We start from the raw sequence: 24873 nt of genomic DNA on the forward strand, positions 1-24873 counted from the left end.
GCTGGAAAGTGTCCACCATGTCCCCGCACACCCGTCAACCATGTGTCCGGTCCGTACACGCTTTTCGAAAGTGACCCGCCGTCAGGGCGGAACCCTAAGTAGCCGTTACCGCAGAAACGGATATACACACCGCCCTCACAGCCGACCAAGCTTTGTGGGAATGGTCGGACAAGATTCTGATTCGAGCCGAATTTTCCGACGAGTTCTGGCGGTTGCCGGGTGGGAAGAACTCTGGCTAACCTTTTCCCGTCGCTGCCAATTCAGCGTCCGGGCGTCGCGGCCCGTTAACTTGGTGCATAATTCCAGCCGACGACGGTGCTTCGGTATTTGTCGTTGTGTCATGGTTGGCTGTGCGTGGGATACCTTCGGGTATGCCGAAGCTCCAAGTTCGGTCCGCGAACCTGCGTACAGCTGCCACCTCCAATCGCGTCGCGGCGATCGGTGACAGCTCCAAAAACTTGGAGATGCACAATGATTAAAGATACACCCAACCCCCCAGAAACAGGTTCCTCGTCAACCCACGTCGATCCTGATCACCAAAAGCTCGATGAAGCCGCCAAACGCGCCCTCGACTATTACCTCGGCCCAAAGCCCGAAACCAAAAAGAAACCCGCCTCAAACCAGTTATTCACTGTCGTGGCCGGCATCGACACCGAATGCCTCCTCACCAACCTCAGCGAAACCCTGGCCTCCGCCAACGCAACAATCAGCGATCTGGCTTTCGAACTTGACGGTTCGAGACGGCATATTGCCTTGGGGGTACTGCAATTGATTGAGCTGAGTGAATTACTGGCCAATCGTGTTCTGGACGAGCAGGCGCCTGCGGACGGAAGATAGTCGCGGCGGCAAACATGAAACCCGTGGCAAGGGAGCAAGCTCCCTCGCCACAGGGGGTAAGCGTGAGTTTCAAAACCGTGGCTCAATCCAGCCCAAGCTTCTTCAACCGATACCGCATCGACCGAAACGACAACTTCAACCGCTGCGCCGCCGCCGTGCGGTTCCAGCGGGTTTCCTCCAATGCCTGGAGGATGAGCTTGCGCTCGACGTCTTCCAGGTAATCCTCCAGGTTGTCGACCTGCATCAAATCAGGATTACCTGCCTCAATCGCATTGCCCTCGGCCAAACGCAGATCATCCGCTTCGATCTGCTGCTGTTCACAAAGGGTGTAGGCACGTTCAAGCATGTTCTCCAGTTCCCGCACATTGCCCGGGAAGCGGTAATTCTTGAGAGAGTCCAGCGCCTGGGGATGCAACCTGGCCGGTGGACTGCCGGTGTTGGCCGCCAGGCGCTGAAGCATGTGATTGGCCAGCAACTCTATGTCTTCGCGGCGTTCGCGCAACGGCGGGACGCGCAGTTCGATGACGTTCAGCCGGTAATACAAATCCTGGCGAAAGCGCCCGGCGGCGACTTCGCTGTCCAGGTCCTTGTGGGTGGCGCAGAGGATTCGCACATCCACCACTTCTTCCTGCTGGCCGCCAACAGCGCGCACGGCTTTTTCCTGGATGGCTCGCAGCAGCTTGACCTGCATCGCCAAGGGCAGGTCCGCCACTTCATCGAGGAACAAGGTCCCGCCATGGGCGGCCTGGAACAGCCCGGGCTTGTCCTCGATGGCGCCGCTGAAACTGCCTTTTCGATGGCCAAAAAACTCGCTTTCCATCAGCTCCGTGGGAATCGCCCCACAGTTGACCGGTACAAAGCGCTGGTTGGCACGGGGGCCCTGTTCGTGGATCAGCCGGGCGACCAGTTCCTTGCCGCAGCCCGATTCGCCGCTGATGTACACCGGTGCCTGGCTGCGGGCGAGTTTTTCGATCTGCTTGCGCACGCTGAGCATCGGTGGCGAGTTGCCCAGCAGGCTGCGCTCGAGGGTCGTACCCGGCGTGGCGACCGGCGGCAGGCGCAGGGCACTGGTGACCAGCTCCCGCAGCCGCCCCAGGTCGACCGGTTTGGTCAGGAAGTCGAAGGCGCCGGCCTTGAGGGCGTCGATGGCGGTTTCCAGGCTGCCATAGGCGGTGATCATCGCCACGGGCAGTTGCGGGTAGCGTTGCTGGATGTGCTGCACCAGTTCCAGGCCGGTGCCATCGGGCAGGCGCATGTCGGTCAGGCACAGGTCGAAGGCTTCCCCCGCCAGCAGGGCTTGGGCCTCGGCAAGGTTCTTGGCGCTGCGGGTGTCGAGTTTCATCCGGCCCAGGGTGATGTCCAGGAGTTCGCGGATGTCCGGTTCGTCATCGACGATCAGGATTCGTTGCCGTGAGCGATTATTCAAATCTGTTTCCGTCCGTGAGCAAAGGTGATGCGAAAGCAGCCGCCGCCTTGGCGTGGTTTGAAGTCTAGGCGGGCCTGGTTGCTTTCGCACAGCTCACGGGACAGATAGAGCCCAAGGCCGGTGCCCTGGCTGCTGGTGGTAAAGAAGGGTTCGAACAAATGTGCCTGCTGCTCGGGTGTTACACCGGGGCCGTTGTCGATGATGTCCAGTGTGGACAGCTGGCTGTGGGGGTCGATGAACAGTTTCAGCCAGGCCTCGGCCTGTTCGTGGGCCATGGCGCTGTGGCGCCAGGCGTTGCGCAGCAGGTTGTCGAGTACCTGGGTCAACTGGTCGGGGTCCATCAGCGTGGTGTAGTCGCCCGGGTCGATGCTCAGATGCAAGTGCTGGTGCTCGGCCATGCTTTCGCGGGCCTGGCGGACGAACTGGTCGAGCCAGGTCCGCAGGTCGAGGCGTTGGGGAGTGGTTTGCTGGCGGCGAGACAGCTGCAGGACGTTTTCAATGACGCGATTCATTCGTTGGGAGTGATCTTGAATAATCTGCGTCAGACGCCGATCCGCGTTGTTCAGTTCCTCGGATTCGCGCAGTAATTGCGCTGCGTGGCTGATGGCGCCCAAGGGGTTGCGGATTTCATGGGCGATGCCAGCAGTCAGGCGCCCGAGGGAAGCGAGTTTCAGTTGCTGGGCCTGCTGCGCAACCTGAGCCAGGTCCTCAAGGAATACCAGCAATTGCTGCTGATCGTCATGCCCCAAGGCGATGAAGCTCGGTTGCAGGGTCAGGCCTGTGCCGGTCACGGTCAGGCTGGGGGGGCGCAGGCTGGGATTGTTCAGCCACAATTGCAGGCGTTCGACCAGGGCGGAGCAATAGTCATCGATCCGCTGGCCGACCAGATCGTGCATGCCCAGCAGGTTCAAGGCGCTTTCGTTGGCCAATTGCACGCGCCGCTCGCGGTCGAGCACCAGGATGCCGGTGCGCATGCGTTGCAGGATCAGCGCGTTGAGCGCTTCAAGGCCGATCACCTCGCTGGCCCGTTGCTCGGCCAGGGTTTCACTGGCTTCCAGTCGCCGGGTCAGGCCCTGTACCAGCAGGGCGGCGGCAAAACACAGTGCCCCCAGGGTGCCGGCTTGCAGATAACTGCTGGGACGGTTTGAGTCGCTCAGGCCGAGGAAAAAAGTCGACCCGACGATACCGATCGTGGCGACAGCGGCGATCAGCAGGCCGACCCGGCTTCGCAACAGCGTATTGCCGATGGCCACCGAGACAATGAGCAGGTTGCCGATGGCACTGGGCACACCGCCCGCGGCGAAGAACAGCCACGAGAGCAGCAGTACGTCAGTCAGGGCCAGGCCGAACAGCCGGGCAGGGCGACGGGTGTTCTCAAGGAACACCACCAGCAGGATATTGAGCACCAGGTACAACCAACTGCCACTGCGCAGGAGGTCGTCATTGGCGAACTCCAGCAGGCGGTTGTCCAGTTTGCTGGAAATCAGCAGCACCAAGGTGATGCCGATGCTCAGACGATACAGGTGATAGAGACGCAGCAGGCGCTGCGCCTGTTTTTCGCGTGGGCTTGAGGCCTCAGCGCTCACGAGTGCCAGGGCCTTGCTCAAGGTGAGCCTGGCTGCAATACCATTGTTGTTCGAGGGCCAGCGCCCGGTCACGGGGCAGGTGTACGCCGCAATGGGCGCAGCGCACCATGGGCGGCGCGTCCTGCTCCGGGGTGGAGCGCGATGCGCGGGGACCGCTTTTCACCCCGCGAAAGATCCAGATGGCGGCGGCAACGACAGCGAACAAGATCAATAAACGAAGCATGATAGGCGGCTTTCTGGCGAGTGATCAGGCAGTTTAGCCAAGGACTGGAACGGCGCACAGCGCAATAAAAGCCAGGCACAAAAAAGGGAGACCGCTGGGTCTCCCTTTTTGCTGATGCCTTGGCCTCAGTCGAACACGCCGAAGGTCATGTAGCTGAACCAGGAGCGGTCGCTGGACTCGTTCTCCGGCTCTTCTTCTTCGATCACGTCGCCGTTTTCATCCTTGGGCTTGAGTTCGTTCGGGATGGCTTCCTTGGCATCCTGGAACTGGCGCTGTACGTCCTGGTTGGCGCGGGTTTCGCCCGGCGGCAGCGGTGGACGGGACTCGATCAGGCCCAGGGTCGCCTTGCTCAGCCACGAACGGTTATCTGCTTCGTCGACCCGTGGGGTGAACTGGCCATCGACCAGCGACGGGTGATCCGGGTAGTTCAGCTTGAGGGTTTCCAGGCTGGTGGCCGCCAGGTCGTCCAGGTGCAGGCGCTGGTAGGCTTCGGTCATCACCGCCAGGCCATCACCCACCGAAGGGGTCTCCTGGAAGTTTTCCACCACGTAGCGGCCACGGTTGGCGGCGGCGACGTAGGCCTGACGGGTCAGGTAATAGTCGGCTACGTGAATTTCGTAGGACGCCAGCAGGTTGCGCAGGTAGATCATGCGCTGCTTGGCGTCCGGCGAGTAGCGGCTGTTGGGGAAGCGGCTGGTCAGCTGGGCGAACTCATTGTAGGAGTCGCGCGCGGCGCCCGGGTCACGCTTGGTCATGTCCAGCGGCAGGAAGCGCGCCAGCAGGCCGACGTCCTGGTCGAAGGAGGTCAGGCCCTTGAGGTAATAGGCGTAATCGACATTCGGGTGCTGCGGGTGCAGGCGAATGAAACGCTCGGCGGCGGACTTGGCGGCTTCCGGCTCGGCGTTCTTGTAGTTGGCGTAGATCAGCTCCAACTGGGCCTGATCGGCGTAGCGACCGAACGGATACCGCGACTCCAGCGCCTTCAGCTTGGCGGTGGCGCTGGTATAGCTGTTGTTATCCAGGTCGTTCTGCGCCTGTTGGTACAGTTCGACTTCGCTCAGGTTTTCGTCTACGACTTCCTTCGACGAGCAAGCAGCAGTCAATGCGAGGATGGCGATCAGCAGCAGGTGTTTCACTTGCATGGCGGCTTGCGTCCCTATGACGGCCGCTGTCTTGGGCGGGGCCGTCCTGTTATGATGAGCGCCCCGTTGAAAGCCTCGGGGCAAAAGACGCCGTATTTAACCACAAGCGCGCAGCCGAAACCAAAGGCTGTGCCGACGCCCAGTCCGAGCATGTCCGATAAAATAGAACTTCGCGCAGAGGTGCCGTCCGAATTGGGCGGCCAACGCCTCGATCAAGTCGCCGCACAACTCTTTGCCGAGCACTCTCGCTCGCGCCTTTCCGCCTGGATCAAGGACGGCCGCCTGACTGTGGATGGGGCGGTGATCCGTCCGCGCGACATCGTCCACGGCGGTGCCATTCTCGAGCTGACTGCCGAACAGGAGGCCCAGGGAGAATGGGTCGCCCAGGACATCGCCCTGGACATCGTCTATGAAGACGATGACATCCTGGTGATCAACAAGCCTGCTGGCCTGGTGGTGCACCCGGCTGCCGGTCATGCTGATGGCACCTTGCTCAATGCCTTGTTGCACCACGTACCGGACATCATCAATGTGCCGCGTGCCGGCATCGTCCATCGCCTGGACAAGGACACCACCGGTCTGATGGTGGTGGCCAAGACCATCCAGGCGCAGACACAGCTGGTCACACAGTTGCAAAGCCGCAGCGTCAGCCGCATCTATGAATGCATCGTGATCGGGGTCGTCACCGCCGGTGGCAAGATCAACGCCCCCATCGGTCGTCACGGCCAGCAGCGCCAGCGCATGGCGGTGATGGAGGGCGGCAAGCAGGCGGTCAGCCATTATCGCGTGCTCGAGCGTTTCCGTTCCCACACCCATGTGCGGGTCAAGCTGGAAACCGGTCGGACCCACCAGATCCGTGTACACATGGCCCACATCAACTTCCCGTTGGTGGGCGACCCGGCCTACGGCGGTCGTTTCCGCATTCCGCCGGCTGCCAGCCAGACCATGGTCGAATCGCTGAAAAATTTCCCGCGCCAGGCGCTGCATGCGCGTTTTCTGGAACTGGATCATCCGACGACCGGCAAGCGCATGAGCTGGGAGTCGCCGTTGCCGGATGATTTCGTCTGGCTGCTGACGTTGCTCAAGCAGGACCGCGAGGCGTTCATCGGATGAGTGACTGGCTGATACCCGACTGGCCCGCGCCGGCCCGGGTCAAGGCCTGTGTCACGACCCGTGCGGGCGGCGTCAGCCTGGCGCCGTTCGACAGCCTCAACCTGGGCGACCATGTGGGCGACGATCCTGTGGCCGTCGCCGAAAACCGTCGTCGTCTCACCGATCAATTCGCCATCACCCCGGCCTGGCTCCAGCAGGTCCACGGCATTGTCGTGGTCGAGGCTGATCCGGCCCAGGTGGCGGCTGCCGATGCCAGTTGGACCGACACACCGGGTATCGCCTGCACCGCGATGACGGCGGACTGCCTGCCTGTGCTGTTCTGCAATCGTGCCGGCACCCGCGTCGCGGCGGCCCATGCCGGCTGGCGCGGGCTGGCGAACGGCGTGCTGGAAGCCACCCTCGACAGCCTTGCCGTGCCCGCGGATGAAATCCTCGCCTGGCTCGGCCCGGCCATCGGCCCGCAAGCGTTTGAAGTCGGGCCGGAAGTGCGTGAAGCCTTCATCGCGCAACTGCCCCAGGCGGCACAAGCCTTTGCCGCGAGCCCCAACGCCGGCAAGTTCCTGGCCGATATCTACGCGTTGGCAAGGCTGCGCCTGGCCGCACGTGGTGTCACGGCCGTCTACGGTGGCGGTCTCTGCACCGTGACTGACCCTCGTTTCTTTTCCTACCGCCGCAACCCGCGCACTGGTCGCTTCGCTTCGCTGATCTGGATCGAACGCTAGACTTCTCTGATCTGTATCAAGGGCGCCCGGCTTGAATCTTCCAGAATCGACCACATCTATAACGGTATCTGGCAGGTTTCTTCATTCAGGATGTTTCCAAGGTCCGGCCTGCTCATTAGGAAGGTGACCCATGCGTATTGATCGTTTAACCAGCAAATTACAGTTGGCCCTGTCCGATGCCCAGTCCCTGGCCGTCGGCCTGGACCATCCCGGTATCGAACCGGCGCACTTGATGCAGGCCATGCTCGAACAGCAGGGCGGTTCCATCAAGCCCCTGCTGATGCAGGTCGGCTTTGACGTCAACAGCCTGCGCAAAGAACTGGCCAAGGAACTCGACCAGTTACCCAAGATCCAGAACCCCACCGGTGACGTGAACATGTCCCAGGACCTGGCGCGGCTGCTCAACCAGGCCGATCGCCTGGCCCAGCAGAAGGGCGACCAGTTCATTTCCAGCGAACTGGTGCTGCTCGCCGCCATGGACGAGAACAGCAAGCTCGGTAAATTGCTGCTCGGCCAGGGCGTGAGCAAGAAAGCCCTGGAAAACGCCATCAACAACCTGCGTGGCGGCGAAGCGGTCAACGACGCCAACCACGAAGAGTCGCGCCAGGCACTGGACAAATACACCGTCGACCTGACCAAGCGCGCCGAGGAAGGCAAGCTCGACCCGGTAATCGGTCGCGACGATGAAATCCGCCGCACGATCCAGGTGCTGCAACGCCGCACCAAGAACAACCCGGTATTGATCGGCGAACCTGGCGTGGGTAAAACCGCCATCGCCGAGGGCCTGGCCCAGCGCATCATCAACGGCGAAGTGCCGGACGGCCTCAGGGGTAAACGCCTGTTGTCCCTGGACATGGGCGCGTTGATCGCCGGTGCCAAGTACCGTGGCGAGTTCGAAGAGCGGCTCAAGGCGCTGCTCAATGAGCTGTCCAAGCAGGAAGGGCAGATCATCCTGTTCATCGACGAACTGCACACCATGGTCGGTGCGGGCAAGGGCGAAGGCTCGATGGACGCTGGCAACATGCTCAAGCCCGCGCTGGCCCGTGGCGAGTTGCACTGCGTCGGCGCGACCACGCTCAACGAGTACCGCCAATATATAGAGAAGGACGCGGCCCTTGAGCGGCGCTTCCAGAAAGTGCTGGTGGAAGAACCGAGCGAAGAAGACACCATCGCGATTCTGCGTGGCCTTAAAGAACGCTACGAAGTTCACCACAAAGTGGCGATCACCGATGGCGCGATCATCGCGGCGGCCAAGCTCAGCCACCGCTACATCACTGACCGCCAGTTGCCGGACAAGGCCATCGACCTGATCGACGAGGCCGCGAGCCGCATCCGTATGGAAATCGACTCCAAGCCCGAAGTGCTGGATCGCTTGGAGCGGCGCCTGATTCAACTCAAGGTCGAGTCCCAGGCCCTGAAGAAAGAAAGCGACGAAGCGGCGAAGAAGCGTCTGGAAAGGTTGCAGGAAGAAATCGTTCGCCACGAGCGTGAGTATTCCGACCTCGAGGAAATCTGGAACTCGGAGAAAGCCGAAGTCCAGGGCTCGGCGCAGATCCAGCAGAAGATCGAACAATCCCGCCAGGAGCTGGAAGCGGCCCGTCGTAAAGGCGACCTCAACCGCATGGCCGAGCTGCAGTACGGGGTGATCCCGGACCTGGAGCGCAGCCTGCAAATGGTCGACCAGCATGGCAAGAGCGAAAACCAGTTGCTGCGCAGCAAGGTCACCGAGGAAGAAATCGCCGAAGTGGTCTCCAAGTGGACCGGCATTCCGGTGTCGAAGATGCTCGAAGGCGAGCGTGACAAGCTGCTGAAGATGGAAAGCCTGCTGCACCAGCGTGTGATCGGTCAGGAAGAGGCGGTGGTGGCGGTGTCCAACGCCGTGCGTCGTTCCCGTGCCGGGCTGTCGGACCCGAACCGGCCGAGCGGCTCGTTCATGTTCCTCGGCCCTACCGGGGTCGGTAAAACCGAGTTGTGCAAGGCGCTGGCCGAGTTCCTCTTCGACACTGAAGAGGCCATGGTGCGCATCGACATGTCCGAGTTCATGGAGAAGCATTCCGTGGCACGGCTGATCGGCGCGCCCCCGGGTTATGTCGGTTATGAAGAGGGCGGTTACCTGACGGAAGCTGTACGTCGCAAGCCGTACTCGGTAATCCTGCTCGATGAGGTCGAGAAGGCCCACCCGGATGTGTTCAACATCCTGCTGCAAGTGTTGGAGGATGGTCGCCTGACCGACAGCCACGGGCGCACGGTGGACTTCCGCAACACGGTGATCGTGATGACCTCCAACCTGGGCTCGACGCAGATCCAGGAACTGGTGGGCGACCGCGAGGCGCAACGTGCGGCGGTGATGGACGCGATCTCTACGCACTTCCGGCCGGAGTTCATCAACCGGGTCGACGAAGTGGTGATCTTCGAGCCGTTGGCCCGTGATCAGATTGCCGGCATTACCGAGATCCAGTTGGGTCGCCTGCGCAGTCGCCTCACCGAACGTGAGCTGAAACTGCAATTGAGCGACGAGGCGTTGGACAAGCTGATTGCGGTGGGTTATGACCCGGTCTATGGCGCACGGCCGCTGAAGCGGGCGATCCAGCGCTGGATCGAAAACCCGTTGGCGCAGTTGATCCTGTCCGGTCGGTTCATGCCTGGTGAGACTGTGACCGGAACAGTGGAGAACGACGAAATCGTCTTCAACTGAGCCGATTGACTGGGCTTTTGTGGCGTGGGAGCTTGCTCCCGCTGAAGGGTGCTGTAGGAACTGTGTAGGAGCTGTCGAGTGCAACGAGGCTGCGATCTTTCCTCTGACGCCAGGGTCTGAAGCGAAAGATCAAAAGATCGCAGCCTTCGGCAGCTCCTACACAGTCCATCGCTTGCCATAGGGCGTGTTTGCTTTGCGAGGCCATTTTTTTCATCAGGCCGTTGAACTCAAAGGAAAAGGCTTGTAAAGTGCGCCCCGCAGTACGTCACCCCAAGGGTTACTTCTCGCTGAGAAGGAATCCAAAATAAGTTGCAAATCATTGTCTTGAAAGCAATTTAAGGGGTTGACAGAGGTTTTTAAGATTGTAGAATAGCGCGCCTCAGACACACGAACGCAGCGATGCGTAAGGGTAGAAGAGGTTGAAGATAGCTTCAACGTTGTAGCTTCAAAATTGCTGTAACTTGAAATATCAGTTCCGTGATAGCTCAGTCGGTAGAGCAAATGACTGTTAATCATTGGGTCCCAGGTTCGAGTCCTGGTCACGGAGCCATTTCAATCGGGGTATAGCGCAGTCCGGTAGCGCGCCTGCTTTGGGAGCAGGATGTCAGGAGTTCGAATCCCCTTACCCCGACCATTTTTGGGTCGTTAGCTCAGTTGGTAGAGCAGTTGGCTTTTAACCAATTGGTCGTAGGTTCGAATCCCACACGACCCACCATTTTTGAAACCAGTTCGCTGGAATCGAATCTTAAGATCAGAGGCCAAAAGCGCTGATCGAGAAGGCGACTTGCGAAGGTCGCCTTTTTTTTACCGGGGTATAGCGCAGTCCGGTAGCGCGCCTGCTTTGGGAGCAGGATGTCAGGAGTTCGAATCCCCTTACCCCGACCATATTAAAAATCCTCGTATCGAAAGATACGGGGATTTTTTTTGCCTGCGATAAAGTGAATTGGACTTAAGACATCGTACAACCTGCCGATAACCCGCCGACAGGGGCCTGGCCCCACTTCAGGCCAACAATGAAAAGGCATTCCCTATGGTTCTTCGTCAGCTGAATATCGCCCCGCGTGCCGCGTTGGGTTTTGCCTTGATCGCCGTGCTGGTGGCGTTGCTCGGGGTGTTCGCGCTGGGACAGATGTCGAGTATTCGTGACAGTGAAGTCGCGGTGGAAACCCAGTGGCTGCCGAGCATTCGCGGCGGTGATGAGATCCGCGAGTGGATGTTGCGGATCCGCACCATTTCCCTGCGCATGGCCCTGGATCAGGACCCGAAGAACATTGCGGTGTATCGCGGGCAGATGGATACGCGCGACAAGGAGCTGAGCGAAAAAATCACTGCCTACGAAAAGCTCGTCGTGACGCCTGAAGGCAAAGCCATTTACGACCAGTTCAAGCAGACCTTTGCCGCTTACCGTACGGGTATCGCCCAATCCTTCACCCTGGCGGAGCAGGGGCGTCGGGATGAGCTGATCAAGCTGCTGCTGGTGGACATGAAGACCGTGGTGGACGGTTCCGGCAAACAGCTCAACGACCTGGCGGAGCTGTTCTCCAAGCAGGTTTCCATCGAGAGCCAGAAGTCCCAGGAGCACTACGCCAATTCCCGCATGATCGTCAGCCTGTTCGTTGTGCTCGCCGCCCTGGCCACGGTGGCCCTGGCCATGCTGCTTACGCGCAGTATCGTCAAACCCTTGGGTGAGGCGCTCAACGCTGCGGAGAACGTCGCCCGGGGTGACCTGACCCGGCCAATCGAGACCCATGGCAACGACGAAGTGAGTCGCTTGCTCAAGGCGTTGGCGGCCATGCAGCAGAATCTGCGTGAGACGTTGCAGGGCATCAGCGGTTCGGCCGCGCAACTGGCCACTGCAGCCGATGAGCTGAACACCGTCACCCTCGACAGCACCCACAGCCTGCAACAACAGAACAACGAAATCGAACAGGCCGCCACCGCCGTCACCGAAATGACCACTGCCGTGGAAGAAGTCGCGCGCAATGCGGTTTCCACCTCCGATGCCACGCGTCAGTCCAGTGAGTCGGCATCCCTTGGGCAGCAGCGAGTCAGCGACACGGTCGACGCCATTGGCGCCCTCGCCAGCGATGTGCAGGTGACCGGTGGCCTGGTGCAATCCCTGGCCAACCAATCGCAGGATATTGGCAAGGTGCTGGACGTGATCCGCGCCATTGCCGAGCAGACCAACCTGCTGGCCCTCAACGCGGCCATCGAAGCGGCCCGTGCGGGTGAGAGCGGGCGCGGGTTTGCGGTGGTGGCCGATGAGGTACGGGCGCTGGCTTATCGCACGCAGCAATCGACCCAGGAAATCGAGCAAATGGTCCAGGGCATGCGCAGCGGTGCCACCCAGGCACTCGACTCCATGCAGGCCAGCTCCAGTCGCGCCGCCAGTACCCTGGCCATGGCGGAACGGGCGGGGGACGCGTTGCAGACCATTACGGCCTCGGTCAATGAAATCCACGAACGCAACCTGGTGATCGCCAGCGCCGCCGAAGAGCAGGCGCAAGTGGCCCGCGAGGTGGATCGCAACCTGGTGAACATTCGTGATTTGTCGGTGCGCTCGGCTTCCGGCGCGGGCCAGACCAGCGCGTCCAGCCATGAGTTGTCGCAGTTGGCGAATTCGCTGCGCACGATGGTGCAGCGGTTTCAGGTTTGATTATTGAAGGGACATGAAGGGATGATCGCTCCCACGCTCTGCGTGGGAGTGAATCCAGTGACGCTCTGCGTCACAAAGGACGCGGAGCGTCCCGGGCTGCATTCCCACGCAGAGCGTGGGAACGATCGTCAGTAAGGCCTCAGTGCAGCTTCAGCCGAGGCTCGGTCCCACGCCCGATCTTGCTGCCCAGCATCAGCATGGCCGTGCGGAACATGCCGTACAGCGCCATCTGGTGCATTCGGTACAGCGACACATAGAACATCCGCGCCAGCCAGCCTTCGAGCATCACGCTGCCGGTCAGGTTACCCATCAGGTTGCCCACTGCCGAGAACCGCGACAGCGAGATCAGCGAGCCGTAGTCGGTGTATTTGTATTCCGGCAGGGCCTTGCCCTCGATCCGCAGTTTCAAGGACTTGGCCAGCAGCGAGGCCTGCTGGTGCGCGGCCTGGGCGCGGGGCGGGACGTTGCGCTCGCTGCCGGGTTGCGGGCAGGCGGCGCAGTCACCGAAGGCGAAGATGTTCTCGTCGCGGGTGGTCTGCAAGGTGGGCAGCACATGCAACTGGTTGATCCGGTTGGTCTCCAGCCCGTCGATGTCCTTGAGGAAGTCCGGGGCGCGAATCCCGGCGGCCCAGACTTTCAGGCTCGCGTCGATCACTTTGCCATCCGCGGTAATCAGGCTGTCGGCGGTCACCTGGCTGACGGCGGCGTTGGTCATGACATTGACGCCGAGTTTTTCCAGGGTCTTGTGCACCGGCCCGCCGATACGCTCCGGCAGGGCCGGCAAGACGCGTGGGCCCGCCTCGATCAGGGTGATGTGCATGTTCTCCGGTTTGATCCGGTCCAGGCCGTAGGCGTGCAGTTCGTGGGCGGCATTGTGCAGCTCGGCGGCCAGTTCGACCCCGGTCGCACCGGCGCCAACGATGGCGACGCTGATGCGCTCGACGATATCGGTCTGCCCGGCGTGGGCGCGCAGATAGTGGTGCAGCAATTGCTGATGGAAGCGCTCGGCCTGTTTGCGGGTGTCGAGGAACAGGCAGTGCTGCGCCGCGCCTTCGGTGCCGAAGTCGTTGGTGGTGCTGCCGACGGCAATCACCAGGGTGTCGTAGCCCAGTTCCCGGGCCGGCAACAGCTCGACGCCCGCCTCGTCATAGGTGGCGGCCAGTTGGATTCTTTTGCGCTCGCGATCCAGACCGCTCATGCGCCCCAGCTGGAACTCGAAGTGGTTCCATTTTGCCTGGGCGACGTAGTTGAGTTCGTCTTCGGAGGAGTTCAGGGAGCCGGCAGCCACTTCGTGCAGCAGCGGTTTCCAGATGTGGGTCAGGTTCGCGTCGACCAGCATCACACTGGCCGTGCCACGCTTGCCTAGAGTCTTACCCAGACGGGTAGCCAACTCCAGACCGCCGGCGCCGCCGCCAACGATGACAATACGATGAGTCATGGGGATATCTCGCAAGGCTAAAGGAAATCAGTGCCGTTACCTGCGCGAGCATCAAGTGGCTCATAGCGTCAGGTAACTGATCAGTCGGCTCAACAGGCCCAGGCCGATGGTCACGGCCAGTACCACCACCAGGAGCATCCACGGCCGGAAAGGCCGGCGCTCGACTCGGTGCTGGGACAGTTGCAGGTACTCTTCGACATGCTTCTGGTCTTCTGGGTTCAGGCGGCTGGTCATAAAGGCCTCGTCAGGTAGACGTTGCGGAATGTGAAGACGTTACAGCGTCCGGCTAGCCGGCATTGAAAGCAGCGTAGCCGCTCGCCGGAACGGGTTCGACGGTCAGGCTGTCGTCCAGGCGAATGATTCCACTTTTTAACACCCGGGCGGTGATTCCGCCATGGCCGCGTACCGCCTGGAACGTACCTTCGCCGAGGTTCCGCTCCAATCGGGCACACGGCTGGCACCAGCCGGTGGTTTCAAAAATGGCTTGGCCAATGCGAAAGCGCCGACCCTTGAGGCTGAACAGATTGATGCCGCTGACCACAATATTGCGTCGCAGCTCCTGTGGCAGCACGGGCCGGTCTTCGGGACGGCCCATCAGCGAGCCGATCACGGCCAGATGCTCCCATTGGATCAGCGTTACTTGCCGCGCATTGCGCACGCCGGGGCGGGCATGATCGCCGGTCAGCCCAGCCTCCAGGCGGGCCTCCACGGCGTCCAGTTCGATCATCGGCGCATGCCCCTGGGGGCGCACGCCAATCCAGCGTACGCGGCCTTGCTGGGGCACAGCGGCAATCAGTTCCTGCAGTGGGCTCACAGGCTGATCCCGACATCGAACACGATGCTGCGGCCCAGGTTGCTGCGCAGGAAGTCCGGCGCGTCGGGGTGGGCGAACAGCACCCGGGCGAACGTCGGCCCCACCAGTGACAGCGAACGCCAGCCCTGGCGCAGGTATTCGGTCGGCGGTGGGAAGTGACTGTTGAGGTCCAGCACTTCGCGCTTGAGACTGGCGAAGGCGATGATGTCCAGGTCGCCCAGGTCCATGCCGCGCTCGGTGTAGTTGTGAGCCTTCTTGCGCAAGGTCGGGGCCAGCCGCATCAGGAACTCATTGGCCGGGATCCGCCGCGGCTTGGCCTCACGACGCACCAACTGGCTCAGGGAGAAAGCGCTGCGGCGGCGTTGCAGCTCATCGCGCCATTCGTCGTTGAGGCGGCGACCTTCGTCGAGCACGAAAAACACCTCGAAATTGGCATCGCGAAACAACACGTCCGGCGGCTCGCCGGCGGGCGCGAACTCGTCAGCGCGGTAAGGCACGTTCAGCCCCTGCAGCAGGCGCTGGCAGACCCAACGCTCACGCTCCCATTTGCGGGCATTGGAGAGAAAGGCGTTGGCTTGCTCGGCCGCGATGGTCAGCAGGCGTAAGTAATCGGAGTCATCCATGAGCCCAAGCTTAGCGTTCAAATGTGATCAAAAAAAATAAAGCGTGCTGTGAAGGGGCAAATTTCTGCTCAGGCCAGGTAATGATGTTCACTTAGAGCCTAAAGCAAGGGGGCGAGCCTCTATGCGCCTGCATCACCGCTATCGCGAGCAGGCTCGCTCCCACAGGGGAGGGGGCTGCGGTGAACGTTGGTTTTTGTGCATGCCTCAAAAACAGTGTGGGAGCGGGCTTGCTCGCGAAGATGGCGGCGCATTCAACATTGATGTTGCCTGACAGACCGCTATCGCGAGCAAGCTTTGCTCCCACAGATCTAACGGATGTACGACCGGGAGAGCCAGGCATGCCGAGCCTGGGCTAGGCACCGAGTGGTGGGGCAGAAGCGTTTTGCTTACTTTTGACTGGGCCGGCTCCCGGGCTTCTCAATAGTGAGCCGCCGTCAGGGCGGAACCCTAAGCGGCCGTTACCGCAGAAACGGATATACACACCACCCTGAAACAGACCTCAGAATGGAAGACCAACTCTCCGATAACCGCTCAAGTGAACAGCATTACCCCCAGGCAGGGCCCAATAGATCATCCTGTTCAGCCTGACACGCCAACCAAGCGCAAAACAGATCCAGCTTCTTGCTCTGCTGCGCGCTGCGCTTAGCAACATAGACGTAGCGGCTCGGGCGAAACCCGAACGGCGCCACCAGACGACCCAGGCGAATGTCGTCAGCCACCAAGTGCCACGGGGCGACACAAATCCCCAGGCCGGCAATCGCCGCCTCCAACGTAAAGTAATAGTGCTCGTATTCCTGCCCGGCCGGCGCAGTGGCCTGGTGTCCAATCGCATCCCCCCAGTTTGCCCAGGCATCCGGACGGGTTTTGGTATGCAGGAGGGGATGGCTGAAAATCGAGCCCACGTCGGTTAATTGAATACGCGCCGATAAGGTGGGCGACAACACGACGCCCAATCGTTCAGCAAACAGCCGGACGGTGTTTTTCTGCTCGCCCACGATGCCCTGTTCAGCCGTGATCATCACGTCATAGCGATCCCGGCCCGGATCGCTCCCGTGAACCGGTGAGCTCAGGCGAATCTTGATCTCTGGGTAGGTCGTATTGAAGTCGAAAAGCCGCGGTATCAGCCACTTGACCGTAAATGTGCTGAAGCAGGACACGTCCAAGGTGCCTGTCGCCGTGTCTCGGACCCTGCTCACCGCAGCCTCGATCTGATCCAGTGCGGCCGTCAGTTCCGGCAGCAGTTCTCTACCGGCAACGGTGAGCTGCGGTTTGTTCTTTGGGCCTTCGAACAGGTCCACACCAAGACTCAGCTCCAGCTGGCGTACCTGGCGACTCACAGCGCCAGGCGTGACAGACAGCTCCTCGGCGGCCGCGATCATTTTGCCCAGTCGGGCAGCGGCCTCGAAGGTATGCAGTGCATTCAATGGGGGGAGGCGACGTTTCATAAAGTGACTTTATCTCAATTACATCGAACGTATAAATCGATATCAGGTATCGGGCGGATTTTGCAGAATTCCCCGGTTCCTGCAGTGTCTGCCGACTGTTTCGGGTCGCCAGGATTGGGGGGCATTCCCTATCAAATTGAGAGCACCTCACATGCCATTTGTTCGTACCGCCGTCATCATGGGCACCAGCCAGCAACAACGTCAGCGCATCGTCGATGGCATACACCAAGCACTGGTCGAGAGCATTGGTATGCCCGAGGATGAGTTGTTCAACCTGGTCACTGACTACGACCCTGAACAGTTTTTCTATAGCCGCACGTTTAACGGTGTGGCTCGTTCAGACCATTTGATCGTGATTGAGATTACGATGCGCAGGGGCCGCAGTGATGCGATGAAGCGCGAGCTCTACAAAAAAATCGCGGACAATCTCGGGGTTCAAGCCCAGGTTCGTCCGCAAGACGTTTTCATCTTCATGCACGAGAATGACTATTCGGATTGGTCGGTAGGCTTTGGTAAGTTTGCAATGGCCTTGGTACAACAGCCAGGAAGTGTCGCTACCGAGTAGTGCACGGACGGCGTTCTAGTTCTCGCAGGAGTAGCCCATGATCGGTGCCGAACTGCTCTCACCGCAGACCCTGGCGACTGGTTGGCTGATGTATGTGCCGGTGTTGGTCTGGGCCGTGGTGCGGGCGCCGTGGGTCGAGCTGTTTACCGACAGCCGTCGCCAGCATCTGCTGTTCGGCACAGTGCTGGCGTTGTTCATGCTGTGGCTGGTGCGCCGGGATTTCGATACGGGTGTTTCGTATCACTTCATCGGCATGACTGCCGTGACGCTGTTGCTGGACTGGCCGTTGGCAATCCTCGGTGGCCTGTGCGCGCAGCTCGCGCTGGTGCTGCTGGGCCGTCAGGACATGGCCGCGGTAGGGGTCAACGGTGCGCTGCTGATCCTGTTGCCGGTATTGGTCACCGAGTGTTGCGCGATCCTGGTGGAGCGCGCCCAGCCGCGCAATCTGTTCGTGTATATCTTCTGTTCGGGGTTTCTCGCGGCCGCGCTTTCTGCGTTGGCGTGCCTGCTGCTGGGGCTTGGCCTGCTGTGGTACGACGGTATATTCGCCATGCCTTACTGGCTGGAAGATTTTGTCGGCTACCTCTGGCTGATCATCTTCCCCGAGGCCTTCATCAACGGCATGGTGATCAGTGCATTGGTGGTGTTCAGTCCCGAATGGCTGGAAACCTTCAACCGCACGCGCTACCTGTCGGCGCCGTGGAACGATGATGACAAGCCTTGATTCACGTCAAGGCTGCACCACCACACGCCCTTCATGCTTTGGAAAATTTCCAGGAGCACAACCATGAGTGTTTATGAGTGGGCGAGACAAGAGATCAGGCGTAGCCACGATGCCGCGATGGAGATCGGTTTTGACCCGGGCTTGAGCCTGCGCGCCTTGCTCAGTGCGATCGTGCAACAGAGCAAGACAGTGCGCAGCCCTGAAGACCTGGCCGATGAGTTGAGTTTCCTGGCGGAAAACCTCGACGATGAACAGGACTACGGTTTCATGCGGCCTTAATGATGTGAGCGAGGCTCGAAGTCTTCGCTGAACAGCTCGTCCTCGGCGTCGGGGCTGACCGGAATCTTGTGTTCTTCCGACGCCCAGGCGCCGAGGTCGATCAGTTTGCAGCGATCAGAACAGAACGGCCGGAATGTGCTCTGCGGGCTCCATTCCACAGGGGCGCCACAGGTTGGGCAATCAACGGTTGGGGTCTGGCTCATGATTGGCCTCCACGCAAAGTAAGGTAAAAGTGATGCAGGCGCTCGACCTCGCTGTGCAGCCAGGCGAGGTCGCGATCGTTGACCACCACGTCGTCGGCATGGCTCAGGCGATCCTGGCGGCTGGACTGGGCCTTGAGAATCGCCTGGACCTGCTGTTCGCTGGTCTGGTCGCGCTGCAACGTACGTTCGATCTGCAGTTGTTCCGGCGCATCGATCACCAGGACCCGCTGGGTCATGGCGTACTGCCCTGACTCGATCAGCAGCGGCGATACCAGGATCGCATAGGGCGATTGTGCCTGGGCCAGATGATGGGCGATTTCCTCGGCGATCAGCGGATGCAGCAGCGCCTCGAGCCAGCGGCGTTCATCGGCATTCTCGAAGATCAGCTTGCGCAACGCCGCCCGGTCCAGGGCGCCGTCGGCCTGCAATACGCCGGGGCCGAAGTGCTCGGCGATTTTCGCCAGGGCCGGGCGCCCGGGCTCGACCACCCAGCGCGCCGCATGATCGGCGTCGATGACGTGCACGCCCAGGTCGATGAAATGCTGGGCCGCCGCGCTCTTGCCGCTGCCGATGCCACCGGTCAGGCCGAGAATCCAGGGTTTTTTCACTGAGGTATTCATTAAAAACCGACAGACTGCCAATAGAAGTCGGTTATTTGACCACCCCAGAGCAAGGCAATCCAGCCGGCAATGGCCAGATAGGGTCCAAAGGGGATCTGCGTCGACCCGGGAGCATCACGCAAGCGCAGCACAATCACCCCGACAACGGCGCCCACCAGCGACGACAGCAGCAGCGTCAGCGGCAGGATCTGCCAGCCACCCCAGGCGCCGAGCATCGCCAGCAGCTTGAAATCCCCGTAGCCCATGCCTTCCTTGCCGGTGATCAGCTTGAACACCCAGAACACCGACCACAGCGCCAGGTAGCCGGCCACCGCGCCCCACATCGCCTGGTTCAAGGACACGAAGAGCCCGAAGCTGTTGATGATCAAGCCCAGCCACAACAGCGGCAGCACCAGGGTATCGGGCAGCAATTGATGCTCGGCGTCGATCAGGCTCATGCCCAGCAGGCCCCAGGTCAACACCATCACCATCGCGGCGTGCCAGCCAAAGCCGAAATGCCAGGCAACGAACGCCGATAACGCACCGCAGGCCACTTCGGTCAGGGGGTAGCGCCTGCCGATGGGCGCGGCGCAGCTCGAACAGCGGCCGCGCAGCATCAGGTAGCTGAGCAGCGGAATGTTTTCCCAGGCGCGGATGCGATGGCCGCAGTGCGGGCACTGGGAGTGGGGCAGCATCAGGTTGTAGACCGGGCCCGGGGTTTCGGCTGGCAGGCCCAGCAGGTCGTGGGCCTGCAGGCGCCATTCGCGGTTGAGCATCTTCGGCAGGCGCCACACCAGCACGTTGAGGAAGCTGCCGATGATCAGGCCGAGCAGTGCTGCAACGAGCACGAAAGCCGGGGGATACAGCACGAAGAATTCGCTCAGGGGCATGTCAGATCGCAGAGCCGAGTTGAAAGATGGGCAAGTACATGGCAACCACCAGGCCACCGACGACCACCCCCAGGACCACCATGATGAAGGGTTCCATCAGGCTGGTGAGGTTGTCCACCAGATTGTCCACCTCGGCCTCATAAAAGCTCGCCACCTTGTCGAGCATGTCGTCCAGCGCACCGGATTCCTCGCCGATGGCGGTCATCTGGACCGCAAGGTTCGGAAAGATCCCTGAGGCACGCATGGAGAAATTCAACTGCATGCCGGTCGAGACGTCCTGCTTGATGCGCTGCACGGCACGTTTGAACACCACGTTGCCGGTGGCGCCTGACACCGAATCCAGGGCCTCCACCAGCGGCACGCCGGCGGCGAAGGTGGTGGAAAGCGTGCGGGCGTAGCGGGCCACGGCGGACTTGTACAGCAAGGTGCCTATCAGCGGCAGCTTGAGCAGCCATTTGTCGCGCCAGTCGCGAAAGCGCTCCGAACGCCTGAGCGCGTATTTCACGCCAAAAAAAGCACCCACCAGCCCGCCCAGCACTATCCACCACCATTGCTGCATGAACTCCGACAGGCCGATGACCATCAGCGTGAAGGCCGGCAGTTTCGCGCCGAACCCGGCGAATACCGATTCGAACTGCGGCACTACCTTGACCAGCAGGATCCCCGTGACCACTGCGGCTACGAGGACCACGGCCGCCGGGTAGGTCATGGCTTTCTTGATCTTGGCCTTGAGCGCTTCGCTCTTTTCCTTGTAGGTCGCGACCCGGTCCAGCAGCGTGTCCAGGGCACCGGCCTGTTCGCCGGCGTCCACCAGGTTGCAGTACAGCTCGTCGAAATATTGCGGGCACTTGCGCAGCGCCGCGGCGAAGCTGTTGCCGGCGGCGACTTCCTGCTTCACCTCGTCCACCAGCTTGCGCATGTTGGGGTTGTCGAAGCCTTCGCCAATGATGTCGAACGCCTGCAACAGCGGCACGCCAGCCTTGAGCATTGTCGCCATCTGGCGGGTGAAGAGGGCGATATCCAGAGGCTTGATGCGCTTGCCCTTGCTGAATATCGAGGTGGATTTCTTGCGCACCTTCTGCGGGTTGATGCCTTGTTTGCGCAGCTGTGCCTTGACCAGCGCCGGGCTCTGGCCCGTCAGCTCGCCGGTCATTTTCGCGCCTTTGCGGTCTTTGCCTTCCCACGTATAGACGTCGGTTTTTACTGCCTTGACCGCCATGCTTAATCCTTGGTGACCCGGTTGATTTCTTCGAGGCTGGTGACCCCCTGCATCACTTTGAGCAGCCCCGATGCGCGCAGGTCATTGAAGCCGTCCTTGCGCATCTGCAGATCGATTTCCAGCGAGTTGCCCTCGGCCATGATCAACCGTTGCAGCTCGGGCGTGTTCTTGACCACTTCGTAAACCCCCACGCGCCCTTTGTAGCCGTTATTGCACTGTTCGCAACCGACCGGCTCATAGATCGTGAATGTGCCGATGCGTTCCCGAGGGAAACCTTCCTTGAGCAAGGTTTCCTCGGGAATTTCGATGGCCTTCTTGCAGTGGCTGCACAGCTTGCGCGCCAGCCGCTGGGCAATGATCAGGTGCACGGCGGTGGCGATGTTGAACCCCGGAATGCCCATGTTCTGTAGGCGGATCAGGGTTTCGGCGGCGCTGTTGGTGTGCAGGGTGGAGAGCACCAGGTGCCCGGTCTGGGCGGCCTTGATGGCGATCTCGGCGGTTTCCAGGTCGCGGATCTCGCCGACCATGATCACGTCCGGGTCCTGGCGCAGGAACGAGCGCAGGGCCTGGGCGAAATCCAGCCCCTGGCGCGGATTCACGTTGACCTGGTTGATGCCTTCCATGTTGATCTCCACCGGGTCTTCGGCGGTGGAAATGTTGATGTCCACGGTGTTGAGGATATTCAGCCCGGTGTAGAGCGACACGGTCTTGCCCGAGCCGGTTGGGCCGGTCACCAGGATCAGTCCTTGCGGTTGCTTGAGGGCGGCCATGTACAGGTCTTTCTGGTCCGGTTCGTAGCCCAGGGCATCGATGCCCATTTGTGCGCTGGATGGGTCGAGGATCCGGATCACCACTTTTTCGCCCCAGAGCGTGGGCAGGGTGTTGACCCGGAAATCGATGGACTTGGTTTTCGACAGGCGCATTTTCAGGCGCCCATCCTGGGGTTTGCGCCGCTCGGAAATATCCAGGCTGGCCATGACTTTCAGGCGTGCGGCGATACGGTTGGCCAGTTGGATCGGCGGCCTGGCTACTTCTCGCAGCATGCCGTCGGTGCGCACCCGCACCCGGTAGATCTTTTCATAGGGCTCGAAGTGCAAGTCGGAAGAGCCACCCTTGATTGCGTCCAGCAGCATCTTGTTGACGAAGCGCACCACGGGCGCGTCGTCGGTGTCCTGGCCGGCGATGGAGTCTTGCCTGGTGTCGTCGATCGATTCGATATCCAGGCCGTCGAGGTCGACATCGCCCATGCCTTCCAGGCCGGTGCTGCTGGACTCGAAAAATTTTTCGATGGCGTCGCTGAGCTTGTCGTCCTCCACCAGGATGGCTTCGGTGGTCAGGCCGGTGCTGAACTGGATGTCATTGATGGCCTGGTGATTGGTTGGGTCGGAGATGCCCACGTACAGCTTGTTGCCGCGCCGCCACAGCGGCAGGGCATGATGCTGGCGCACCAGTTTTTCGCTGACCAGGCCGCTTGGTTGGGTTTCTTTGTCCAGGCTGTTGAGGTCCAGCAGGGCGACGCCGAAATGCTCCGAGGCGATCTCCGCGACCTGGCGGCTCTGGACCAGTTTGTTCTGCACCAGATAGCTCACCAAGGGGATGCGACTGCGTTGGGCCTGTTGATACGCCTGTTGCGCACTTTGCTCGGTGAGCAGTTCGGCCAGCACCAATTGCTTGGTCAGGCCGCTGAGGGCGATGTCATTCATGGGAATCCCGGCGGCGAACAGTTCATGACTTATAGCCTAGTCAAGCATCCACGCCAAACCAGCGGGGTGGGGTGACAAAAAACGTCAGATAGTGCGGTTGTTGAGGTAGGACGTCGCCGTCGTGCGGGTTCAATCCCCTTTATTGATGAGGCTTGAGGGTTGGCATGTGAGCTGCAATGGCCCTTTCAGGTCATGAGATTTCGACTCATGCATGGGAGATGTCTATGAATAAGCAGAGTGGCTTTACCTTGATCGAGCTGCTGATCGTCGTGGCGATCATCGGCATCCTGGCGACGTTTGCGTTGCCGCAATATTCGAAGTATCAGGCGCGGGCGAAGGTGACGGTTGGGCTGGCGGAAGCTTCTTCGTTGAAGGTGCCGGTGGAAGACCTCTTGAACAAAGGGACCAGCCCAACGGCTGCCAACACGGGTGTACCGGCGTCGAGCAACAACTGCACGATGTCTGTTTCAGGTGATGCTACTGCAGGGACGGCCACCGTCACTTGCGCCATAAAGGAAGCGCCTTCTTCCATCGTAGGTAAAACGATCACCCTCAGTCGTGCCGGGACAGGTGTCTGGAGCTGCTCTTCCAATGTTGCTGAAGAGTTCTTACCTGCAGGTGGCTGCACAGTCGCGGTTGCTCCTTGATGACCTTATCCACCTGAGGTTTAGCCCGTCACCGCGGCGCGAGATTGCTTGCGCCGTATGGCTTACACAAAGGGCTGCTACGCAGCCCAGCGGGAGCAAGCTCCGTCGCCACAGAAAACCCTCCGCAATTCATAAACTTAGAAAAAGGCCCAAACCCGCAAGTTGCATGTCCAGAATCAACGGTTCATGCATTTTGCATGATTGCGAAAATCTCCGCTTCGCTTAACTCGCTGAATTAAAAGCAATTAATTGATTCCTGAAAACTGGCACAGCCTTCGCACTACTCCTGTTAACCCTGCCGGGATCCACCTCCGGCAGTTTTTGAGAAAAACAGGAGTTACTCGTATGAAGAAGTTCGCTATCACTGCCGCCGCTGCTACCGCATTGACCCTGACCATGGCTAGCGCATTCGCCGAGACCACTCAAGCAACTCAGGCGCCAATGATGCTGGCTGCGGGCGAAGTGACAGAAGCCAAAGAGGACGTTTCCGATACCTGGATCACCACCAAGGTCAAAGCTGACCTGGTCACTGAAAAAGGCATTCCAGGCACTGATATCAAAGTTGAAACCAATAAAGGTGTTGTGTCCCTGTCTTCGATGACCAAAGTCACTGATGCACAAAAAGACACCGCTGTGGCAATCGCCAAGAAAATCAAAGGCGTCAAGGCCGTATCGGCTGACGGCCTGAAAGCCGAGTAAGGCTAAGACTTCTCGCCTGGACTGGGAGAAGGCGCGGCAAGCGGGCCAGGATATACGTTTGCCGTCGCTTTGGAGTTCATGCGAAAGGCCACATGGACGTGGCCATTACAGGCCCCCGGCATTCGTGCCGGGGGCCTGTTCTATTCCAGTGGAAAAAAGTATGTGGGGCAGCCGGGGGGACCGAGTTGCCCTTTTCGCGAGCAGGCTCGCTCCCACATTTAAAATGCATTCTGCCTGAAGAAACCCGGCCCCCTGTGGGAGCGAGCCTGCTCGCGATGGCGGTGATATTTTCAACATCATGCCAACTGAGTGCAGAGACCTATCAGCTCACGGCCCCCGCTTGCTGGTGATCTGCACCAGCCGATTGCCCTCGAAACGCAGGTACTGATACATGCCGCTGTTGGGGCCGTAGGTCCATTCTTCCACCGGGTATTCCTCCCGGCGATTGACACTGCGCTTGTAGCCCAGATCATCCCGCGCCGCTGGCTCCCCGCACTTTTGCAGCACTTCGCTGGAGCGGTCACCGACGCTGATCAACTGGCTGCCGCAACGCAGCGTGTCGGCAGCCGAGGCCTGGCCGGCGGCCAGCACAAGACCCAGGCAGAGCCCGAACCAGGGTTTCATC

The 24873-nt window shown here is 60.5% G+C and carries 25 protein-coding genes, 4 tRNA genes and 1 pseudogene; 15 read left to right on the plus strand and 15 right to left on the minus strand.

Annotated elements, in window-relative coordinates; all coding sequences use genetic code 11:
- The first annotated feature begins 471 nt into the window (after nucleotides 1-471).
- Nucleotides 472-837, plus strand: a complete 366-nt coding sequence (locus ASC85_RS18665; protein WP_039014157.1) for a DUF6124 family protein — start codon at nucleotides 472-474, stop codon at nucleotides 835-837.
- Nucleotides 838-919: 82 nt separating this feature from the next.
- Here the strand turns inward: ASC85_RS18665 and ASC85_RS18670 are convergent, their stop codons facing one another.
- The 4 genes from ASC85_RS18670 to ASC85_RS18680 form a co-directional block, all read right to left on the minus strand.
- On the minus strand, nucleotides 920-2263 hold the full coding sequence (locus ASC85_RS18670) for a sigma-54-dependent transcriptional regulator (protein WP_057450857.1): 1344 nt from the start codon (nucleotides 2261-2263) through the stop codon (nucleotides 920-922).
- Entirely contained in the window at nucleotides 2260-3849 is a 1590-nt protein-coding gene (locus ASC85_RS18675; RefSeq protein ID WP_057450892.1) for a two-component system sensor histidine kinase NtrB, read from the minus strand. Before ASC85_RS18675 ends, ASC85_RS18670 begins: the two co-directional genes overlap by 4 nt.
- Nucleotides 3839-4072: a PP0621 family protein gene (locus tag ASC85_RS31360; protein ID WP_025215539.1), complete on the minus strand. Its 234-nt coding sequence runs from the start codon at nucleotides 4070-4072 to the stop codon at nucleotides 3839-3841. Before ASC85_RS31360 ends, ASC85_RS18675 begins: the two co-directional genes overlap by 11 nt.
- A gap of 125 nt (nucleotides 4073-4197) precedes the next feature.
- On the minus strand, nucleotides 4198-5214 hold the full coding sequence (locus tag ASC85_RS18680; protein ID WP_046065043.1) for an outer membrane protein assembly factor BamD: 1017 nt from the start codon (nucleotides 5212-5214) through the stop codon (nucleotides 4198-4200).
- A gap of 150 nt (nucleotides 5215-5364) precedes the next feature.
- Between ASC85_RS18680 and rluD the strand changes: the two genes are divergently transcribed.
- The 9 genes and pseudogenes from rluD (at nucleotide 5365) to ASC85_RS33910 (ending at nucleotide 12400) form a co-directional block, all read left to right on the plus strand.
- A complete protein-coding gene (gene rluD, locus ASC85_RS18685; RefSeq protein WP_003205696.1) occupies nucleotides 5365-6327 on the plus strand; it encodes a 23S rRNA pseudouridine(1911/1915/1917) synthase RluD in 963 nt (320 codons plus the stop codon).
- Nucleotides 6324-7049 (plus strand): peptidoglycan editing factor PgeF, encoded by a 726-nt coding sequence (gene pgeF, locus ASC85_RS18690; RefSeq protein ID WP_057450858.1) that lies wholly within the window; start codon nucleotides 6324-6326, stop codon nucleotides 7047-7049. The genes rluD and pgeF overlap by 4 nt, the downstream gene beginning before the upstream one ends.
- 130 nt (nucleotides 7050-7179) lie before the next feature.
- The gene (gene clpB / locus ASC85_RS18695) at nucleotides 7180-9744 is read left to right on the plus strand and encodes an ATP-dependent chaperone ClpB (protein ID WP_003205692.1); all 2565 of its coding nucleotides are present in this window, start codon (nucleotides 7180-7182) and stop codon (nucleotides 9742-9744) included.
- 474 nt (nucleotides 9745-10218) lie between these two features.
- A tRNA-Asn gene (locus tag ASC85_RS18700) sits at nucleotides 10219-10294 on the plus strand.
- Between the two features lie 7 nt (nucleotides 10295-10301).
- Nucleotides 10302-10378 (plus strand) — tRNA-Pro (locus ASC85_RS18705).
- A gap of 5 nt (nucleotides 10379-10383) precedes the next feature.
- Nucleotides 10384-10459: transfer RNA gene (locus ASC85_RS18710), tRNA-Lys, on the plus strand.
- Between the two features lie 93 nt (nucleotides 10460-10552).
- Nucleotides 10553-10629 (plus strand) — tRNA-Pro (locus ASC85_RS18715).
- A gap of 145 nt (nucleotides 10630-10774) precedes the next feature.
- Nucleotides 10775-11545, plus strand: a pseudogene (locus tag ASC85_RS33905) (MCP four helix bundle domain-containing protein); the annotation flags it as partial.
- Nucleotides 11537-12400 (plus strand): methyl-accepting chemotaxis protein, encoded by an 864-nt coding sequence (locus ASC85_RS33910; protein WP_430458910.1) that lies wholly within the window; start codon nucleotides 11537-11539, stop codon nucleotides 12398-12400. The pseudogene ASC85_RS33905 and the gene ASC85_RS33910, both read left to right, overlap by 9 nt.
- A gap of 139 nt (nucleotides 12401-12539) precedes the next feature.
- Here the strand turns inward: ASC85_RS33910 and ASC85_RS18725 are convergent, their stop codons facing one another.
- The 5 genes from ASC85_RS18725 to ASC85_RS18745 all read right to left on the minus strand — a co-directional run bounded on the left by ASC85_RS18725 (nucleotide 12540) and on the right by ASC85_RS18745 (nucleotide 16720).
- The gene (locus tag ASC85_RS18725) at nucleotides 12540-13838 is read right to left on the minus strand and encodes an NAD(P)/FAD-dependent oxidoreductase (protein WP_057450860.1); all 1299 of its coding nucleotides are present in this window, start codon (nucleotides 13836-13838) and stop codon (nucleotides 12540-12542) included.
- Nucleotides 13839-13898: 60 nt separating this feature from the next.
- Nucleotides 13899-14072, minus strand: coding sequence for a DUF3094 domain-containing protein (locus ASC85_RS18730; protein ID WP_003205686.1), 174 nt, complete (start codon nucleotides 14070-14072; stop codon nucleotides 13899-13901).
- Nucleotides 14073-14124: 52 nt separating this feature from the next.
- Complete coding sequence (locus ASC85_RS18735; protein WP_057450861.1) at nucleotides 14125-14652, minus strand: MOSC domain-containing protein; 528 nt, start codon at nucleotides 14650-14652, stop codon at nucleotides 14125-14127.
- The gene (locus ASC85_RS18740; protein ID WP_003205682.1) at nucleotides 14649-15275 is read right to left on the minus strand and encodes a DUF1780 domain-containing protein; all 627 of its coding nucleotides are present in this window, start codon (nucleotides 15273-15275) and stop codon (nucleotides 14649-14651) included. The genes ASC85_RS18735 and ASC85_RS18740 overlap by 4 nt, the downstream gene beginning before the upstream one ends.
- A gap of 545 nt (nucleotides 15276-15820) precedes the next feature.
- Nucleotides 15821-16720 carry a LysR substrate-binding domain-containing protein gene (locus ASC85_RS18745; RefSeq protein ID WP_057450862.1) on the minus strand — a complete coding sequence of 300 codons (900 nt, stop codon included), beginning with the start codon at nucleotides 16718-16720 and terminating at the stop codon, nucleotides 15821-15823.
- A 151-nt stretch (nucleotides 16721-16871) separates the two neighbouring features.
- Here ASC85_RS18745 and ASC85_RS18750 point away from each other — a divergent pair, with 151 nt between their 5' ends.
- The 3 genes from ASC85_RS18750 (at nucleotide 16872) to ASC85_RS18760 (ending at nucleotide 18288) form a co-directional block, all read left to right on the plus strand.
- Entirely contained in the window at nucleotides 16872-17285 is a 414-nt protein-coding gene (locus ASC85_RS18750; RefSeq protein ID WP_057450863.1) for a tautomerase family protein, read from the plus strand.
- Between the two features lie 37 nt (nucleotides 17286-17322).
- Nucleotides 17323-18009: an energy-coupling factor ABC transporter permease gene (locus ASC85_RS18755; RefSeq protein WP_057450864.1), complete on the plus strand. Its 687-nt coding sequence runs from the start codon at nucleotides 17323-17325 to the stop codon at nucleotides 18007-18009.
- 63 nt (nucleotides 18010-18072) lie between these two features.
- Nucleotides 18073-18288, plus strand: a complete 216-nt coding sequence (locus ASC85_RS18760; RefSeq protein WP_013694234.1) for a hypothetical protein — start codon at nucleotides 18073-18075, stop codon at nucleotides 18286-18288.
- On the opposite strand, the gene yacG is transcribed toward ASC85_RS18760, so the two are convergent.
- The 5 genes from yacG to pilB are packed head-to-tail and all read right to left on the minus strand — an operon-like array spanning nucleotide 18285 to nucleotide 22902.
- Nucleotides 18285-18491 (minus strand): DNA gyrase inhibitor YacG, encoded by a 207-nt coding sequence (gene yacG / locus ASC85_RS18765; protein WP_057450865.1) that lies wholly within the window; start codon nucleotides 18489-18491, stop codon nucleotides 18285-18287. The genes ASC85_RS18760 and yacG overlap by 4 nt on opposite strands.
- Complete coding sequence (gene coaE, locus ASC85_RS18770; protein WP_057450866.1) at nucleotides 18488-19111, minus strand: dephospho-CoA kinase; 624 nt, start codon at nucleotides 19109-19111, stop codon at nucleotides 18488-18490. Before coaE ends, yacG begins: the two co-directional genes overlap by 4 nt.
- The gene (locus ASC85_RS18775; protein WP_057450867.1) at nucleotides 19111-19980 is read right to left on the minus strand and encodes a prepilin peptidase; all 870 of its coding nucleotides are present in this window, start codon (nucleotides 19978-19980) and stop codon (nucleotides 19111-19113) included. Before ASC85_RS18775 ends, coaE begins: the two co-directional genes overlap by 1 nt.
- Nucleotide 19981: 1 nt before the next feature.
- Nucleotides 19982-21199: a type II secretion system F family protein gene (locus ASC85_RS18780; protein ID WP_057450868.1), complete on the minus strand. Its 1218-nt coding sequence runs from the start codon at nucleotides 21197-21199 to the stop codon at nucleotides 19982-19984.
- 2 nt (nucleotides 21200-21201) lie between these two features.
- On the minus strand, nucleotides 21202-22902 hold the full coding sequence (gene pilB, locus ASC85_RS18785; protein ID WP_057450869.1) for a type IV-A pilus assembly ATPase PilB: 1701 nt from the start codon (nucleotides 22900-22902) through the stop codon (nucleotides 21202-21204).
- Between the two features lie 224 nt (nucleotides 22903-23126).
- Between pilB and ASC85_RS18790 the strand changes: the two genes are divergently transcribed.
- Nucleotides 23127-23549, plus strand: a complete 423-nt coding sequence (locus ASC85_RS18790) for a pilin (protein WP_053163361.1) — start codon at nucleotides 23127-23129, stop codon at nucleotides 23547-23549.
- A 345-nt stretch (nucleotides 23550-23894) separates the two neighbouring features.
- Nucleotides 23895-24248, plus strand: coding sequence for a BON domain-containing protein (locus tag ASC85_RS18795; protein WP_003205664.1), 354 nt, complete (start codon nucleotides 23895-23897; stop codon nucleotides 24246-24248).
- A 327-nt stretch (nucleotides 24249-24575) separates the two neighbouring features.
- Here the strand turns inward: ASC85_RS18795 and ASC85_RS18800 are convergent, their stop codons facing one another.
- On the minus strand, nucleotides 24576-24872 hold the full coding sequence (locus ASC85_RS18800) for a DUF2845 domain-containing protein (RefSeq protein ID WP_057450870.1): 297 nt from the start codon (nucleotides 24870-24872) through the stop codon (nucleotides 24576-24578).
- Between the last annotated feature and the right edge of the window lies 1 nt (nucleotide 24873).

The organism is Pseudomonas sp. Root401, from assembly GCF_001425105.1.
Taxonomy (GTDB): Bacteria; Pseudomonadota; Gammaproteobacteria; order Pseudomonadales; family Pseudomonadaceae; genus Aquipseudomonas; species Aquipseudomonas brassicacearum.

Bases quoted from the DNA above. Each gene is read 5' to 3' on its own strand.
- ASC85_RS18725 (WP_057450860.1), bottom strand. From the start codon at position 13,838: ATGACTCATCGTATTGTCATCGTTGGCGGCGGCGCCGGCGGTCTGGAG.
- ASC85_RS18750 (WP_057450863.1), top strand. From the start codon at position 16,872: ATGCCATTTGTTCGTACCGCCGTCATCATGGGCACCAGCCAGCAACAA.
- ASC85_RS18665 (WP_039014157.1), top strand. From the start codon at position 472: ATGATTAAAGATACACCCAACCCCCCAGAAACAGGTTCCTCGTCAACC.
- ASC85_RS18775 (WP_057450867.1), bottom strand. From the start codon at position 19,980: ATGCCCCTGAGCGAATTCTTCGTGCTGTATCCCCCGGCTTTCGTGCTC.
- yacG (WP_057450865.1), bottom strand. From the start codon at position 18,491: ATGAGCCAGACCCCAACCGTTGATTGCCCAACCTGTGGCGCCCCTGTG.
- clpB (WP_003205692.1), top strand. From the start codon at position 7,180: ATGCGTATTGATCGTTTAACCAGCAAATTACAGTTGGCCCTGTCCGAT.
- ASC85_RS18740 (WP_003205682.1), bottom strand. From the start codon at position 15,275: ATGGATGACTCCGATTACTTACGCCTGCTGACCATCGCGGCCGAGCAA.
- ASC85_RS18760 (WP_013694234.1), top strand. From the start codon at position 18,073: ATGAGTGTTTATGAGTGGGCGAGACAAGAGATCAGGCGTAGCCACGAT.
- ASC85_RS18680 (WP_046065043.1), bottom strand. From the start codon at position 5,214: ATGCAAGTGAAACACCTGCTGCTGATCGCCATCCTCGCATTGACTGCT.
- ASC85_RS18790 (WP_053163361.1), top strand. From the start codon at position 23,127: ATGAATAAGCAGAGTGGCTTTACCTTGATCGAGCTGCTGATCGTCGTG.
- ASC85_RS18745 (WP_057450862.1), bottom strand. From the start codon at position 16,720: ATGAAACGTCGCCTCCCCCCATTGAATGCACTGCATACCTTCGAGGCC.
- pilB (WP_057450869.1), bottom strand. From the start codon at position 22,902: ATGAATGACATCGCCCTCAGCGGCCTGACCAAGCAATTGGTGCTGGCC.
- ASC85_RS18755 (WP_057450864.1), top strand. From the start codon at position 17,323: ATGATCGGTGCCGAACTGCTCTCACCGCAGACCCTGGCGACTGGTTGG.
- pgeF (WP_057450858.1), top strand. From the start codon at position 6,324: ATGAGTGACTGGCTGATACCCGACTGGCCCGCGCCGGCCCGGGTCAAG.
- ASC85_RS31360 (WP_025215539.1), bottom strand. From the start codon at position 4,072: ATGCTTCGTTTATTGATCTTGTTCGCTGTCGTTGCCGCCGCCATCTGG.
- ASC85_RS18795 (WP_003205664.1), top strand. From the start codon at position 23,895: ATGAAGAAGTTCGCTATCACTGCCGCCGCTGCTACCGCATTGACCCTG.
- ASC85_RS33910 (WP_430458910.1), top strand. From the start codon at position 11,537: ATGCAGCAGAATCTGCGTGAGACGTTGCAGGGCATCAGCGGTTCGGCC.
- ASC85_RS18800 (WP_057450870.1), bottom strand. From the start codon at position 24,872: ATGAAACCCTGGTTCGGGCTCTGCCTGGGTCTTGTGCTGGCCGCCGGC.
- coaE (WP_057450866.1), bottom strand. From the start codon at position 19,111: ATGAATACCTCAGTGAAAAAACCCTGGATTCTCGGCCTGACCGGTGGC.
- ASC85_RS18780 (WP_057450868.1), bottom strand. From the start codon at position 21,199: ATGGCGGTCAAGGCAGTAAAAACCGACGTCTATACGTGGGAAGGCAAA.
- rluD (WP_003205696.1), top strand. From the start codon at position 5,365: ATGTCCGATAAAATAGAACTTCGCGCAGAGGTGCCGTCCGAATTGGGC.
- ASC85_RS18730 (WP_003205686.1), bottom strand. From the start codon at position 14,072: ATGACCAGCCGCCTGAACCCAGAAGACCAGAAGCATGTCGAAGAGTAC.